The sequence below is a fragment of the Paramagnetospirillum magnetotacticum MS-1 genome (assembly GCF_000829825.1).
In the GTDB taxonomy this organism is placed as follows: domain Bacteria; phylum Pseudomonadota; class Alphaproteobacteria; order Rhodospirillales; family Magnetospirillaceae; genus Phaeospirillum; species Phaeospirillum magnetotacticum.
Map to the genome: position 1 here is coordinate 108,528 of NZ_JXSL01000009.1, position 15,357 is coordinate 123,884.

Annotated in this window: 13 protein-coding genes; 10 read left to right on the forward strand and 3 right to left on the reverse strand. The window is 65.0% G+C overall.

Annotation, left to right across the window (positions count from 1 at the left end; translation table 11 throughout):
* Positions 1-13: 13 nt before the first annotated feature.
* The 9 genes from tusB to CCC_RS00970 all read left to right on the forward strand — a co-directional run bounded on the left by tusB (position 14) and on the right by CCC_RS00970 (position 8,697).
* Positions 14-322 (forward strand): sulfurtransferase complex subunit TusB, encoded by a 309-nt coding sequence (gene tusB, locus CCC_RS00930; protein WP_009867033.1) that lies wholly within the window; start codon positions 14-16, stop codon positions 320-322.
* A gap of 38 nt (positions 323-360) precedes the next feature.
* On the forward strand, positions 361-693 hold the full coding sequence (locus CCC_RS00935; protein WP_009867034.1) for a TusE/DsrC/DsvC family sulfur relay protein: 333 nt from the start codon (positions 361-363) through the stop codon (positions 691-693).
* A gap of 90 nt (positions 694-783) precedes the next feature.
* A complete protein-coding gene (locus CCC_RS00940; protein ID WP_041039237.1) occupies positions 784-1,509 on the forward strand; it encodes a respiratory nitrate reductase subunit gamma in 726 nt (241 codons plus the stop codon).
* Between the two features lie 4 nt (positions 1,510-1,513).
* Complete coding sequence (gene dsrK, locus CCC_RS00945) at positions 1,514-3,016, forward strand: sulfate reduction electron transfer complex DsrMKJOP subunit DsrK (RefSeq protein WP_041039239.1); 1,503 nt, start codon at positions 1,514-1,516, stop codon at positions 3,014-3,016.
* A 22-nt stretch (positions 3,017-3,038) separates the two neighbouring features.
* On the forward strand, positions 3,039-4,994 hold the full coding sequence (locus CCC_RS00950) for an NAD(P)-binding protein (RefSeq protein ID WP_009869256.1): 1,956 nt from the start codon (positions 3,039-3,041) through the stop codon (positions 4,992-4,994).
* Positions 4,995-4,996: 2 nt separating this feature from the next.
* The gene (locus tag CCC_RS00955; RefSeq protein WP_009869255.1) at positions 4,997-5,371 is read left to right on the forward strand and encodes a cytochrome c3 family protein; all 375 of its coding nucleotides are present in this window, start codon (positions 4,997-4,999) and stop codon (positions 5,369-5,371) included.
* A complete protein-coding gene (dsrO, locus tag CCC_RS00960) occupies positions 5,368-6,069 on the forward strand; it encodes a sulfate reduction electron transfer complex DsrMKJOP subunit DsrO (protein WP_009869254.1) in 702 nt (233 codons plus the stop codon). Before CCC_RS00955 ends, dsrO begins: the two co-directional genes overlap by 4 nt.
* A 3-nt stretch (positions 6,070-6,072) precedes the next feature.
* Positions 6,073-7,290, forward strand: coding sequence for an NrfD/PsrC family molybdoenzyme membrane anchor subunit (gene nrfD, locus CCC_RS00965; protein ID WP_041039241.1), 1,218 nt, complete (start codon positions 6,073-6,075; stop codon positions 7,288-7,290).
* 126 nt (positions 7,291-7,416) lie between these two features.
* Positions 7,417-8,697, forward strand: a complete 1,281-nt coding sequence (locus tag CCC_RS00970; RefSeq protein WP_041039243.1) for a hypothetical protein — start codon at positions 7,417-7,419, stop codon at positions 8,695-8,697.
* A gap of 51 nt (positions 8,698-8,748) precedes the next feature.
* Here the strand turns inward: CCC_RS00970 and CCC_RS00975 are convergent, their stop codons facing one another.
* Positions 8,749-10,956, reverse strand: coding sequence for an SLC26A/SulP transporter family protein (locus CCC_RS00975; protein WP_052472848.1), 2,208 nt, complete (start codon positions 10,954-10,956; stop codon positions 8,749-8,751).
* Between the two features lie 150 nt (positions 10,957-11,106).
* Between CCC_RS00975 and CCC_RS00980 the strand changes: the two genes are divergently transcribed.
* On the forward strand, positions 11,107-13,191 hold the full coding sequence (locus tag CCC_RS00980; RefSeq protein ID WP_041039245.1) for a protein-disulfide reductase DsbD family protein: 2,085 nt from the start codon (positions 11,107-11,109) through the stop codon (positions 13,189-13,191).
* A 23-nt stretch (positions 13,192-13,214) separates the two neighbouring features.
* Here CCC_RS00980 and CCC_RS00985 read toward each other — a convergent pair whose 3' ends face one another.
* Both CCC_RS00985 and CCC_RS00990 read right to left on the reverse strand, forming a co-directional pair.
* The gene (locus CCC_RS00985) at positions 13,215-13,637 is read right to left on the reverse strand and encodes a response regulator (protein WP_052472849.1); all 423 of its coding nucleotides are present in this window, start codon (positions 13,635-13,637) and stop codon (positions 13,215-13,217) included.
* A gap of 88 nt (positions 13,638-13,725) precedes the next feature.
* Positions 13,726-15,294 (reverse strand): pentapeptide repeat-containing protein, encoded by a 1,569-nt coding sequence (locus CCC_RS00990; protein ID WP_009869247.1) that lies wholly within the window; start codon positions 15,292-15,294, stop codon positions 13,726-13,728.
* Between the last annotated feature and the right edge of the window lie 63 nt (positions 15,295-15,357).

A 15,357-nucleotide genomic window follows, 5' to 3' on the forward strand; every position in this document is an offset into this window, starting at 1 on the left:
GGGAATGGAAGCAATGAGCGCTCTGCACACCGTCAACAAATCCCCCTTCGAGCGGTCCTGCCTGGAGGCCTGCCTGGGCCATGCCCAGCCGGGTGATGCCGTCCTGCTGATGGAGGACGCGGTCATCGCCGCCCTTTCCGGCACCGCCTTCGAAGGCAAGATGGCCGACGCCGCCAAGACCCTGCGGCTCGCCGTCCTGGGCCCCGATCTGGCGGCCCGTGGGCTGGACCCCACCAAGGTGGTGAGCGGTATCAGTGTCGTGGATTACGCCGGATTCGTCGATCTGGCGGCCGAGACCAAGGCGACCAACGCCTGGCTGTAACAACAAACCGCATAAAGAAGAATCAAGGAGAGGAACACATGGCTTATACCAGCAACGGCGCCACCATCGAGGCCGATGAAGAGGGCTACCTCACCGACATCAACCAGTGGAACGAGGACCTCGCCGGGCAGATCGCCAAGGACGAAGGCATCACGCTCAGCCCCGAGCATTGGGAAGTGGTCAACTTTCTGCGCGAGTATTATGCCGAGTACCAGATCGCCCCGGCGGTGCGCGTGCTGACCAAGGCCATCGCCAAGAAGTTCGGCGCCGACAAGGGCAACAACAAGTATCTCTACGAGCTGTTCCCCTACGGCCCCGGCAAGCAGGCGTGCAAGATCGCCGGTCTGCCCAAGCCCACCGGCTGCGTGTAACACACTATTTGCTGTCGTCATGGCCGGGTTTGACCCGGCCATCCATGGACCCCCGGACCACGTCCGGGGGTGACGAGGAAGGGTGCCGTCGTGACGATCTTTTTCGCCATTCTCTTCAGCGTCTCGACCCTGGTCTTCGTGGCCGGGCTGGCCATGAAGGTCGCCCAATACGCCCGCACTCCGGCGCCCTTGAAGATTCCCACCACGCCCGCGCCCTTGACCAAGGGCGGCGTGGCGCTTCGCCTGGGCCGCGAGGCCCTGCTGTTCGAAAGCCTGTTTCGCGGAAACAAGCTGCTTTGGCTGTTTGCCATGATCTTCCACCTGGGCCTCGCCGTGGTTCTGATCCGCCACGCCCGGTATTTCGAGACCCAGGTGGGGCCGCTGGTCGCCCTGGTCCAGCCCCTGGCCATTCCAGCCGGTCTGGCCATGGTGGCCGGTCTGGCCCTGCTGCTGGCGCGGCGCTTTTTGATCCCTCGGGTGCGCTATGTCACCGGCCCGTCGGACATTCTGATGCTGGTGCTGTTGCTGGGCATCGGCATCAGCGGCATGGCCATGAAGTGCCTGGTCCATACCGACATCGTCGCGGTGAAGGCCTTCTTCACCGGCCTGACGAGCCTGGAACTGCGCCCCCTGCCCGGTGATCCGCTGCTGGGTCTTCACCTTCTGCTGGTTTGCCTGCTGATGATCGTCTTCCCGTTCTCCAAGCTGCTGCATGCGCCCGGCCTGTTCTTCAGCCCGACCCGCAACCAGACCGACAATCCGCGCGAAGTGCGCCATCTGGCGCCCTGGGCCGCCAAGCTGGAAGAGAAGGGCTGAAGACATGGCTGCCGCTCCCTTCGATATCCCCATCCTGGGCGACCCCGCCGAGCATCCCATTCCGGCCCTGAAGCCGGACGCCATGGCCGCCTCCAAGCCCTATCTGGCCGCCGAGGCGCACCAGCAGCCCCTGGGCTTTCCCGGCGAGCTGACCGAGGGCTGGGAAAAGCGCGCCGTGGAGCATATGGGCTCCTTGGTGTCCAAGTACCGCTCGCTCCAGGTGTACATGGACATCTGCGTCAAATGCGGCGCCTGTACCGACAAGTGCCACTATTTCCTCGGCACCCATGACCCCAAGAACATGCCGGTGGCCCGCGCCGATCTGTTCCGCAGCGTCTATCGCCGCTACTTCACGCCGGCGGGCAAGATGGCGCCCGGTCTGGTGGGCGCGCGCGACATGACCAAGGACGTGCTGGACGAGTGGTTCAACTACTTCCACCAGTGTTCCCAGTGCCGCCGCTGCTCGGTGTTCTGCCCCTATGGCATCGACACCGCCGAGATTTCCATGGCGGCCCGCGACATCATGGATTCCATCGGCCAGGGCCAGAAGTACTGCAACGAGATCATCGGCAAGGTCCACAAGATCGGCAACAATCTCGGCCTGCCCGCCCCCGCCCTGATCGACACCCTGGAGGGTCTCGAAGAGGATATGTTGGACGAGACCGGCGTGGCGGTGAAGATGCCCATCGACGTGGAAGGGGCCGAGGTTCTCCTGGTCACTCCGTCCGCCGATTTCTTCGCCGAGCCCCATGTGCTGGGCCTGATGGGATATGCCAAGGTCTTCCATGCCGCGGGCGTGTCGTGGACGCTTTCGACCAAGGCGTCCGAAGCCGGAAATTTCGGCATGTTCATCGGCAATTACGACCAGATGAAGAAGATCTCCATGCGCATCCGCGAGGCGGCGCGGGAACTGGGCGTCAAGCGCATTATCTTCGGCGAATGCGGCCATGCCTGGCGCGTGGCGTACTCCTTCCTCAACACCCTGGCGGGTCCCTGGGACTTCCTCGATCCCCGCTATCCGGTGCCCCAGCATATCCTGGAATTCACCAACGACCTGATCACCCGCAAGGGCATCAAGCTCGACAAATCGGGCAATGACGGCATGGTTCTCACCGTCCACGATTCCTGCAACGTGGCCAGGGGTGCCCGCATGGGCGATAAGCCTGGTGGACAGTTCACCATTCCGCGCGCGGTGATCCAGGCCAGCGTGCCTAAATTCGTGGACATGCACCCCGACACCATCTGCGACAAGACCTTCTGTTGCGGCGGCGGCGGCGGTTTGCTCACCGACGAATTGATCGAATTGCGCGTCAAGGGGGCAAGCCCCCGCATGGAAGCCCTGAAGGATGTGGTGGACAAGGAGGGCGTCACCCACATGGCCGCCATGTGCGCCATCTGCAAGGCGCAGTTCACCAAGATCCTGCCCTATTACGACTTCGACCGGGAAATGGTGGTCAGCGTTCACCAGTTGGTGAGCAACGCCATCGTCCTCGGCGACAACGACTAAAAAATATCAAGGGAGAGCCCGCATGGCCGCCAAGACCAGCGCCGAGACCATCACCGAGGGGCGGAATTTCCGCCGCTACGCAGACGGAGACTTCAAGCCGAGCCATTGGCAGGAAGAAATCTTCAAGGCTGGCTGGTCGCATAAGTGCCCGACCTATGTGCTGCGCACGCCGCCTTGCTCGGGCTCGTGCCCCTCGGGCCATGACATCCGCGGCTGGCTGGACATCGTGCGCGGCGTGGAAAAGCCCCCGGCGGGCATGGCCTGGCAGGAATACGCCTTCCGCCGCATGGTCGAAGCCAATCCCTTCCCCGCCATCATGGGCCGCGTCTGCCCCGCTCCGTGCGAAAGCGGCTGCAACCGCAACATGGTCGAGGAACATGTGGGCATCAATTCGGTCGAGCACCATATCGGTGACTGGGCCATCGCCAACAAACTGACCTTCCCCAAGCCCGAGATCGAGACCGGCCGCCAAGTGGCGGTGGTGGGCGGCGGCCCGGCGGGTCTGTCGGCGGCCTATCAGCTGCGCCGCCAGGGTCACGCGGTCACCCTGTTCGAGGAAAAGGCCGAACTGGGCGGCTATGTGCGCTATGGCATTCCCGGCTACCGCACGCCGCGCGACGTGCTGGACGCCGAGATCAACCGCATCATCGACATGGGCATCACGGTGCGCACCAAGTGCCGCATCGGCACCGACATCACCGTGTCGGAACTGGAAGAGAAATACGACGCCATCTTCTGGGGCATCGGCACCCATGCCGGCCGCGGTCTGCCCATTCCCGGCTGGAAGGACACCGTCAACTGCGTGTCGGGCGTCGCCTTCCTCAAGGCCTTCAACGAAGGCCGGTTGCAGCACGTTCCGGGGCGCATCATCGTCGTCGGCGGTGGCGACACCTCCATCGACGTGGCGTCGGTGGCCCGCCGCCTCGGCCATATCGACACCGTGTCCGAGCAGGACCGCGCCGACAATGTCATCTTGGGCCATGTCGCCCATGACGTGGCGGCCACGGCGCGCCGAGAGGGCTCACAAGTGACGCTGACCTCGCTGTTCCCGGTGGAAAAGATGTTCGCCGCCCAGCGCGAGATCGACGACGCCAAGCGCGAAGGCGTGGACATCCGGGGCGGCATCATGCCGCTGGAGGTGATCCTGGGCTCGGATGGCCGCGCCACCGGCCTCAAGCTTTGCCAGTGCACCATGGAGGGCATGACGCCCAAGCCCATCCCCGGCACCGAGTTCATCCTGGACGCCGATCTGGTGGTTTCGGCCATCGGCCAGAGCGGCGATCTGGCCGACCTGCCCGAGATGGACAATGGCAAGGGCTTCATCAACGCCGACAAGGCCTATCGCGTGCCGGGGAGACCTAAGCATTTCGTCGGCGGCGACGTGGTCAAGCCGCATCTGCTGACCACGGCCATCGGCCATGGAAGGGTGGCCTCGGCCGGGATTGCCGAATTCCTTGATCACGGCGACGTGGCCAAGCGGCCAAAGGTGGATGTGCATCACTTCAACCTGCTGGCCAAGCTGCATGAAAGCAACCTGGACCCGGCTCCTTACCAGCCCGGCCCGGTGCGCGGCACCTTCGAGGCCAAGTTCGCCGTGCATAATTTCGAGAACCGCTCGGCGGAACAGATCATTCCCCATGACGACCTGTTCCTCGGCCACTTCACCCGCACGGCGCGCCATCACCGCCACGAAGTGCATATCGACGCCGACAAGGTGATCGGTAATTTCGATGAGCGTCTGCTCCTGCTCACCGACGCCGAAGTGGTGGACGAGGCCAAGCGTTGCATGTCCTGCGGCCTGTGCTTCGAATGCGACAATTGCGTGGTGTTCTGCCCCCAGCACGCGGTCGACCGGGTCAAGAAATCCGAGCGCACCACCGGGCGCTATGTGGAAACCGATTACTCCAAGTGCATCGGCTGCCATATCTGCAAGGATGTCTGCCCCACCGGCTATATCCAGATGGGGTTGGGGGAATAGGCATGCTGGCTCGGCTGCTCCTGGGATTGCTGTTGATGGTGAGCGCGGCGGCGGCTATCGCCGCCGAGCTGCCCCAATTGCCCAAGGCCAGGGGAGAGGCCTGCATCGATTCGCCCGCCACCATGCGCCGCGACCACCCGGACATGCTGAAGCATCAGCGTGACGATACACTGCGCCTCGGTATCAGAGGCGCCAAGGCGTCGCTGAAGGAATGCGTTTCCTGCCATTCCACCCAGGCGGCCGACGGGCATGCGGTGCCGGTCAATGATCCCGGCCAGTTTTGCCAGTCCTGCCACGCCTATGCGGCGGTGAAGCCCGATTGCTTCGAATGCCACGCCACCACGCCGAAGGCCCCCATGAAGGAGGCCGCCCGATGACCGATCTGTCCCGCCGTCAGGTGATCCTGGCCTCCGGCGCTATCCTCATCGCCACCCCCGCCGCCGCGCGTCAAGCAGGACAGCCCGCCACCAGCTCCCAGCGCTGGGGCCTGCTGATCGACACCGCGAAATGCGGTGCCGAATGCACAATCTGCGTCGATGCCTGCAAGGCCGAGATGGGCCTTGGCGGCCACGACCGGCCGCGCACCGACGCCCAGTATATCCGCAAGGTCAATGTGCGCGACCCGGCCTCCGGCGCGGCTCATTCCGTGCCGGTGATGTGCCAGCACTGCGCCAAGCCTGCTTGCGTCGATGTCTGCCCCACCGGGGCCTCCATGAAGCGGGCCGACGGCATCGTCCTGGTGGATCGCCACATCTGCATCGGCTGCCGCTATTGCATGATGGCCTGCCCCTACAAGGCCCGCTCCTTCGCCCATGAGGAACAGACCGGCCAGCAGCCCCATCTGCCGCGCGGCAAGGGCACGGTGGAGGGCTGCACGCTGTGCGTCCACCGCATCGACGAGGGCAAGATGCCCGCCTGTGTCGAAGCCTGCGCCTCAAGGGCCAAGGGCGCCATGCTGTTCGGCGATTTGAACGATCAATCTTCGGAGATCGCGCAACGGGTGGCGCGCGAAGCCACCACCCGCATCCGCGCCGATCTGGGGCTGGAACCCGCCGTGCGTTATCAGGGGATCTGAGCCATGAGCAGCAGCACCACCACCACTTATACCCAGCTGCGCCCCTATACGCGGGGCTGGCTGGCCCTGATGGCTGGCTTGGGCGCGGTCATCGCCGTTGCTCTGGGCGCAGTCTTTCATATGGAGCATCAAGGCCATTGGGTCACCGGGATGACCAATCAAGTGGTCTGGGGCCTGCCCCATGTCTTCGCCGTGTTCCTGATCGTCGCCGCCTCAGGCGCGCTTAACATCGCCTCCATCGGTTCGGTCTTCGGGCGGGTCGAGTATCAGCCGCTGGGCCGTCTGTCCTCCCTGCTGGCCGTGGCTTTGCTGGCCGGAGGCCTGGCGGTTCTGGTTCTCGATCTGGGGCGGCCCGACCGCCTGTTCGTGGCCATGACGCACTTCAACTTCAAGTCCATCTTCGCCTGGAACGTCATCCTCTATTCCGGCTTCGTGGGTGTGGTGGCGGTCTATCTGTGGACTCAGATGGACTGGACGGCCAAGCGCTTCTACAAGCCCGCCGCCCTGGTGGCTTTTAGCTGGCGCCTGATTCTGACCACCGGCACGGGCTGCATCTTCGGCTTCCTGGCGGCGCGCGAGGCCTATGGCGCGGCGGTGATGGCGCCCTTGTTTATCGCCATGTCCTTCGCCTATGGACTGGCGGTGTTCATCCTGGTCCTTTCGGTGTCGTTCAAGATGACGCGCCGCCCCCTGGGCGACGAAGTCCCGGCGCGGCTGGTGCGGCTACTGGGCCTGTTCGTCGCCGCCAACCTCTATTTCACCGCATTGCTCCACGTCACCCAGATGTATTTCGCCGGGCGTGGCGGGGTGGAAGCCTTCATCTTGTGGAACGGCGGACTGCACACCACCCTGTTCTGGGCGGGTCAGGTGGGTCTGGGCGGAATCCTGCCCCTGGTCATCGCCTATGGCGGCTGTGGCCATGCGCCGCGCAGGCGGGCCATGATGGCGTCCGTCCTGGTGGTGTTGGGCGGGCTGGCCCAGGTTTGGGTCATCATCATTGGCGGTCAGGCCTGGCCGCTGGACCTGTTCCCCGGCATGGAGGTGTCGTCCACCTTCGCCGACGGGCACATCCACGACTACGCCCCCAGCGCCTGGGAGACCATGCTGGGCCTGGGCGGAATCGCCATCGCCCTGGTCATCACGGTCCTGGGCATGACGGCCCTGCGCCTTCTGCCTTCCGGCCTAGGCGAGCCTGGCGAACAGTGCTGCCGTCATAATTAGTTTCCCGTCGATACATATCGACTGAAGTATGCCTTTGTTAACAATTTGTTGAAGTTTGCGTCAAATTGACCTCAGTCTATCCTTTAGGGTAATGGGCAGGGTTAATCACTTCCCGGGGGGGACAGTGTGAGCGCAGGCAGCAAAGCCCGTAAGGGGCCAGTAGCACCACAGCAGGATGATGGGCTGGACAGCGTGCGCGAGACATTGCGCACCCAGGTTTCGGAAATCCTTCGCGTCAATATCGGAAAGCTCTCGGAGATTCCTCAGCATCTGGTCTACGACCATGTGCTCGATACGCCCGACCTGTTGCACGAATGTTTTCAGACCTTCCGCAATCAGCCGGACCTGTTCCGCAAGGTGGTTTTCCGCAAGGACAAGCGCCCAGCCACGCAAGGCGATGACGAGCTGTGGTGCGGCCGCACCCTTGACCATGTGGTGGCCCTGGTGGTGCGGGCTTCGGCCAGACGCTATTTCCGTGAGGCTCTGCCCGCCCCGCCGCCGCCGCCCATGGTGGTCGAGCCCCCTCCTTCCATTTTGCACAAGACCGCCATCAAGCTGGGCATCAAGAAGCCCATCCACCGCGCACCCTATGTGGCCCCCCAGGGCCCTGGCGATAAGCTCTACACCGTCTTTCGCGACAATCTGCGGTTCGAGTGGCAGGTGCCGCTAATTCCCAGCTATTCGTCGCTGACCCCCAGCATCGTGCGGGTCCTGGGACCGCGCATCCTGAAGCTGCGCGAACCCACCCAGATCGATATCCTGGCCAACGAGGGTCTGGGCCCCGACGGGCGTCTTCCCTTGCTTCTCGAAGACGCCCGGCGCCTGCGCGCCGTGGACGGCAGCATCGATTCCAACGCCCTGATGGAGGCGTTCACCAAGCAGGGCCTGGACGCCATCTTCCCCGATCTGGACGATGTGGCGCTGCGCAAGGCCGTGTCGCAGATCGCCGTGATGGAAACCAAGGCCGTGGATATGATCTTCCCCGCCCTGGAATATGCCTTGAAGCCGGTAACGGTGTTCCTGTTCGCGGCCTATTACAAGCTGGAGCTCAAGGGCTTCCGTCAGGCCTTTGGCTCCCATTGCGCCCTGTGGGCCGTTCAGAAGCTGTCCAAGCATCTGGAGACCCAGCGTCCTTGGCCTCGCTCCATGCCCGGCATGAAATCCGCCACCCTGGCCGCCCTCGCCCACGCCATCGATCTGGACAGCGGCATGCCCGCCAGCGCCCCGGTCCGCGCGGCGCCGAAATCGGTGACCGGCGTGCCCAGCAACGCCGCCGTTCCCTCCATGGCTTCGGCCCCGCCGCCTGCGCCCCCTTCGTTGAAGAAGCCCGCCGCGCCGCCATCCAAGGCCGATCTGGAACGGGCTTCGCGCCGGGCCAAACCCCTGACCTCGGCCGGAGCGCGCTGAGGTTTTCCGGCCAAGCCTCGATGACCGGACCTCGTCGGGGCTTGGCCTCTCCTACCCTCTCAGAGCATGAATTTCCGACACGGTCGCCCGTAACCTGCCCGCCAGGTTGAGGGCGACGGTCTCGATCAGGCGGAAGGCAAGGGCCGGCTGCCCCTCGGCCAGGGCCAGGAACCCGTCCCGGCTCAGCACATAGACCTCCACCTCTGTCATGGCCAGGGCGTCGGCGGCATGATCGGCACCGTCGAGAAAGCCGATTCCTCCGATGATTTCGCCGGGGCCGCAAGTAGCCAGGTGGTAGTGCTCTTTCTTGTGAATGGGCAGAGTGATCTTGACCGTGCCGCGCCGGATCAGGAACAGTTCGTCGCCGGAACTCCCCGCCTTGAACACCTTCTTGCCAGCATGGACCGGGCGCAATGTCACGGCCAGGTTGAGATCCTTGACCGCCTTGGCAGGCAATCCATCGAGCATGGGCATGTCGGCGAGATCAAGGATCACCTCCTCCCCCTGGGAGGCGCCATGGGCGGCGTTGCGCTGGCCCTCCACCCATTCCAAAGCCTCGTCCAACTGGCGGAAGGCGAAGGCCTTGTTGGTGGGCCGCACAACCCCGGTCTCCTTGAGGAAGCGCTTCATCTTGAGACCGCTGGGCAAGCCCTTGGGGATGTCGCAGAACACCAGATAGGCGTCGTTCTCCTCCAGCCTGTCCTTGATCTGTTCAAGAACATGGGTGGCGGTAAGATCCAGGGACTGGACGCGACGCATGCTGAGAATGACGAATTTGCGGCTTCGGGTCTCGGGTTCGAGCGCGGCGTGCAACTGGCTGGCCGTCCCGAAGAACAGGCTGCCCTGCAATTCGAAGACGACGGTGTCGCTCGGCCCTTCCGCCGCCACCTCGGCCTCCCCGGCTGCACGCTGACGCTTGGAAAAGAGGTGATTGCCGTCGATGCGGTTGCGCACCACGGTGCTGCGGGTCTGTTCGCGGATGAACAGCAGAATGGCGAAGGCCACGCCCACGCCCGAGGCGGCGATCAGATTGACGAACAGAGCCACCACGATCACCGCGGTGATCACCAGGAAATCCAGCCGCGTCGCCGGAGTGTAGAAGAAAGCCAGGGAATGCCGGTCGATCATGCGAAAGCCGATGACGATCAGGATGGAGGCCAGGGCCGAGACCGGCACCCAGGCGATGACCGGCGACAGCACCAGAAACGCCACGAAGCACAGCGCACCGGCCAGCAGACCGGACACCCGGCTGTTGGCGCCGCTGTTCACATTGATCAGCGAGGCTCCCATGGTTCCGGCTCCGGGAACGCCGCCCACCAGGGCCGAGGCCACATTGCCGATTCCCTGGCCCAGCAGGTCGCGGTTGGGATTGCTGTCGGAATTGGTCATGGCGTCGAGAACGACGCAGGTCTTTAAGGTATCGATGGACAGCAGCGCCGCCAAAGTCAGGGCCGGAACGATGACTTCGAGCAGGATTTCGGGCTCCAGGGCCCCCAGGGACCGCCATTGCTGGCCGATGGTGGCGCCCACGCCAAAGCCCCCCGCCGTGATCCGCCCCACCAGTAATGGATTGCCGTCGATGGTCAGCAGATCGGCATCGAAAGCGGCCAGGATGAAATAGGCGCAAAGGCCCGCCACCAGGGCCAGGATGGCGGGCGGCACGGCACGGGTCAGGCGCGGCGTCAGCACCATCACCACCATAACCACGGCTCCCACCGTAATGCTCTGCCAGGCCCACAGGGATGGCAGGCTGAGCGCCGCCCACAGATTGACACCGCCCGGCACGCCCAGGAGCTTCGGGATCTGGCTGCCGATGATGATCAGGCCGACACCGCTGAGATAGCCGCAGACCACCGGATAGGGAATGAACTTGATCAGGCGGCCCACGCGCAGCAGCCCCAGGACGATCTGGAACACGCCCGCCAGAAAGGCGGTCAGTCCCAGCAGCAGCACGACGCTGCCCGCAGGCAGGCCCTGTTTGGTGAAGGTGACGGCCAAGGCCGACAGCATGGCCGCCGCCGGGGCGCAGGGTGAACTGATCAACCGGGCGCTGCTGCCGAAGGCCGGAGCCAACAGACCCAGCGCCGTGGCCCCCAAAATCCCGGCCAGGGCGCCCTGTGCCGCCAGCGATCCGCCCAGCGGCGCGAAGATGGTCACGCCAAAAGCGATGGCCGACGGAAGCGCGACCAGCATGGCCGCCAGCCCGCCCCAGGCATCTCCTGCGAATTTCATCCGGCCATAGGCTGCATCAAGCGCCATTCCACCCCCACCGGCTGGCCTATCTCGGCTAAGTATCGGCCTCGACGGCACGGGGGTCAACCGGCTGTGACGGACGAAACGGCGCGCCGTCATTGACACTGCCCGAACAGCAGTGCTGTTGTTCCGTCCGGGATTCTTTAGGACGACACCATGGCGTGGATCAGGACGTTGGGAATTGCGGCGGCGTTTATGCTGGCCGGAGCGGCGGCTTCGGCCGCCGAGACGGGTGCTTCCGACTGGGGCACGGGCGAATCCGGCAAGGTCCGTCTGATTTCCGCCGCCACGACCCCTGGCGAGACCGGCCAGTTGCGCCTGGGCCTGCAATTCAAGCTGGAACCGGGCTGGAAGATTTATTGGCGCACGCCCGGCGATGCGGGCTATCCCCCCAAACTGGACTGGGGCGGGTCGGACAATCTGGCAAATCCGCAAACACATTGGCCTGCGCCGCACCGCTTCGTGCTTTCGGGATTGCAGAATTACGGCTATGTGGGCGAGGTGATCCTGCCCCTGGACGCCAAGGCCCCCGATGCCGCAAGACCGGTGGCCGCCCATCTGGTGGTGGACTTCCTGGCCTGTTCCCAGATTTGCGTGCCGCAGAAGGTGGAGTTGCGCCTGGACCTGTCGCCCGGCCCGGCCCAACCCACTGCCTTCGCCCATGATATCGGGCGCTTTGCCGCCCTGGTCCCCGGCGACGGCCGCCGCCACGGCCTGACCCTGGACTCCGCACAGGCCATGGGCGGCGGCGACGGCTCGGTGCTGCGGCTGTCCGTATCTTCCCAGGCCCCCTTCGATACCCCCGACGCCTTCGTGGAGGCCGAGGACGTGGCCGCCTTCGGCCAGCCCCGCATCAGCCTGTCCGATGGCGGGCGCCGGGCGGTGTTCGAGATTCCCATTTCGCCCGGCTCGCTGCAAAAGCCCCTGGCGGGCGCCCCCATGAGCGTCACCGTCACCGACGGGCTGCGAGCCTTCGAGACCACCATGGTGCCGGTCGCGGTCGCCGCAGCGGCGATCGACACCTCGCCCGGCCTGGGCGCCATGCTGCTGGTGGCCCTGCTGGGTGGGCTGATCCTCAATCTGATGCCCTGCGTTCTGCCTGTCCTGTCCATCAAGGTGCTGGGCGTGCTGGGCCATGGCGGCGGCGAGCGCGCCCATGTGCGGGCCAGTTTCATCGCCTCGGCCACCGGGATCATCGCCTCTTTCCTGGCCCTGGCCATTTTGGCCATCGGACTGCGCCAGGCGGGCGCGGCTGTCGGCTGGGGCATCCAGTTCCAGCAACCCGTTTTTCTGGCCCTGATGGTTGTGGTGCTGGCCCTGTTCGCCGCCAATCTGTGGGGAGTGTTCGAAATCCCCATGCCCGCCTTCCTGTTCAGCCGGGGCGGCGGCACGGCGCATCACACCGTGCTGGGCCATTTCCTGTCGGGCGCCTTCGCCACCTTGCTGGCCACGCCATGCTCGGCGCCGTTTTTGGGCACCGCCATCGGATTCGCCCTGGCGCGCGGCCCCTGGGAGATCGTCTCCATCTTTTCCGCCCTGGGCCTGGGGATGGCCGCCCCCTTCCTGGCGGTGGCCGTATGGCCCGACGCCGCCCTGAAGATGCCCAAGCCGGGACGCTGGATGATCGGTGTGCGCAAAGCGCTGGGTCTTGCCCTGGCGGGAACCGGTCTGTGGCTGCTTTCCGTCCTCATGGTGCAGGCGGGTGTCCTCGCCGCCCTGATCACCGGCGGCGCCATGGCTGGTGCGGTGGGCATTCTGGCTCTGCGCCACCTCCTGCCATCGGCGGCCCGGCCAGCGGTCGGCGCCTGCGTGGTGGCCCTGGCCGGTCTCGCCCTGGCCGCGCCGTTCCACGGAACGGCGGAGGGTAACCCCCAAGGCCAAGTATCGGGCGGCGCCGTGAATTGGGAACCGTTCGACCCGATGACCCTGGCCCGGCTGATCTCGGATGGCAAGGTCGTCTTCGTGGACGTGACCGCCGATTGGTGCATCACCTGCAAGGTCAACAAGGCGGCGGTGATCGAGCGGGGCGAGGTGGCCAAACGCCTGTCCTCGCCCGGCGTGGTGGCCTTGCGCGCCGACTGGACCAAGCCCGATGAAGGCATTTCGCGCTATCTGGCGTCGTTCGGGCGCTATGGCATTCCCTTCAATGCCGTCTACGGCCCCAGCGCCCCCGACGGCATCGCCCTGCCCGAACTGCCCGGCGAGGCCGATATCCTGGCGGCCATGGACAAGGCCAGATAGACCGAATCACGCGCGCAAACGGTTCACTCGTGGAGAGAGCGGACCCGATTGACCGTTTCCGAAATGGCCTTGTGCAGATTGGTCTTGGTGACGGGCTTCAACAGATAGCCGTCAACACCATGCGCCTTGGCCAGCATGGCCGCCTCGATGGAATTGGTGGCGGTCACCATGATGAAGATGGACTCCTTGAAGCCCTCGCGCACGATGCTCAGGAGATCGAGGCCATCGACCACGGGCATCTGCCAGTCGCACAAGATGATGTCGGGCGCACAGCCCGATGCGGCCAGCAGCTCGACCGCCGCTTCGCCGCCATCGGCCACGGTGATATTGCTGAACCCCAAGGACTTGAGCAGCCCGGCGATCAACAGCCGGGATGGACCGTTATCCTCGACCAGCAGGACGGAGAAGTCGGTTAAATTTCGAGAAGGAGTAAAGTCGGGAAACATGCCGGTATCGCCCTTTCATGGGCCTCCAGTTTCCACTCTCATCCAGTTTGGATCAATGCTTTCGTATGCCATCCTGACCGCACCCGGATCAGATCGCCCGCTCGGCGTCGTCGAGGCGCCGGAATACGCCGGGCGGCAGCCTGGTGGACTTGTCGCAGACGGCCTTGTCGATCTGGGTTTGCGTCAGGTTCTCGGCCTGGGACAGATCGGCCTTGCAAAGATCGGCGCCCATCATATTGGCGCCCTTGAAATCGGCGCCCGCCGTCCGCGCGCCCCTCAGCGAGGCCCCGGACAGATCGGTGCCGCGCAAGACGGCGCCTTCGAGATTGCTGAGGTCAAGCTTGGCGTGCCGAAGCGCCGCCACGCCGAGATTGGCCCCACCCAGATTGGCCGCCGACAAGGTCGCATAGCGGAAATCCGAGCCATCAAGCCGCGCCTCGGCCAGACAGGCATCGGATAGATCCACCTCGCGGAAGGTGGCATTGGCGAGAATGGCCCCGGAAAGATCCACACCGGCCAGATCCATGCCGGTAAAAGTGGCGCGCTTGCCTTCCGCCCCCTTGCTTTGCAGCCAGACGCCATGCTCGGCCACCACGGCGGAAACGTCGAGCGCCGCCACGTCATTGCCCTTGCGCGCCTTGTGCCCGGCCGTGGCCATGGCCTCGTCCCATTCCTTGCGGCGCTTGGCAGCCCGGCGTTTGGCGGCCTCGGCATCGGGGTCGGGACGGATGCCCGCCACCTCGATGGGATCGTCTGATAGCTTGCGGACAGGCGCCAGATCCTCGTCGGATAGCGTGCCAGTGGAAACCCTGCGCGTGGGCCGGTCCTCGGAGACCGACGCAAAACCGCGGGTGGAAACGGCCGCGGCCGTCTTGGCGGCCGGGGCCGCTGCCGGAGATGGAGGAGGAGCCGGAGGAGGAGGAGGAGCAGGAGGAGGAGCAGGAGCTTGCTTCGCCGAAGATGACGGAGACGCCACAGGCTTCGCGTTACTGCCCAGCACCTCGACCGGACCGCTGCGCGATGGGCGCGGTTCGGAAAGGGACGCGGCCGCACCGGCCCGCACTTCCAGCCGGGCCATCAGCGCCGCCACCTCGGGAATGGTTTCAGTGGCCGTCGCCTTGGCCTGGGCCGGAGCCTCCGCCGCCTCGCCGCCGCCCAATTCGGGCAGCGGATCGGCCTCCTTGATGAAGTTGCGCTTCGGCCCTTCGCTGAGTACGGCGGGCGGAGCCATCCGGGTGGGCTTGGCCAGGGTCTCGCCCACCCGATGGCCAAGTTCGTGACCGGAAATGGGCTTGGGAATCACGCCTTCGATGCCCAGGACCCTGGCCCGGTCGACCATATCCTTCGACGAGGGCGGCGCCACCGCCAGAACGGGCATGGATTCGTGGGGATTGCCCAGGGGCCGGCGCACGCCTTCAAGCACCTTCAACCCATCCTCGGGCTTGGAGGCGAAATCGATAAGCAGGATGTCGAATCCCTGGGCCAGCAGCTTGCCCAAATCGCCGATCTGGTCGAAGGACGCCACTTCGCGCACGTTCAGCTTCCGAAAGGTCTGGCGGGCCAGGAACCGGAACTGATCGTCCAGGCCGAACACCAACACCCTGGCCTTCTTCCAATCGGCATCGGCTACCGACTGGGTCACCGTGGGATGACGCATCTAGGAACAAGCCCTCATTTTTCCCCGCACCGCTACAATAGTCATAGCCCCCCTTAAGGAGCA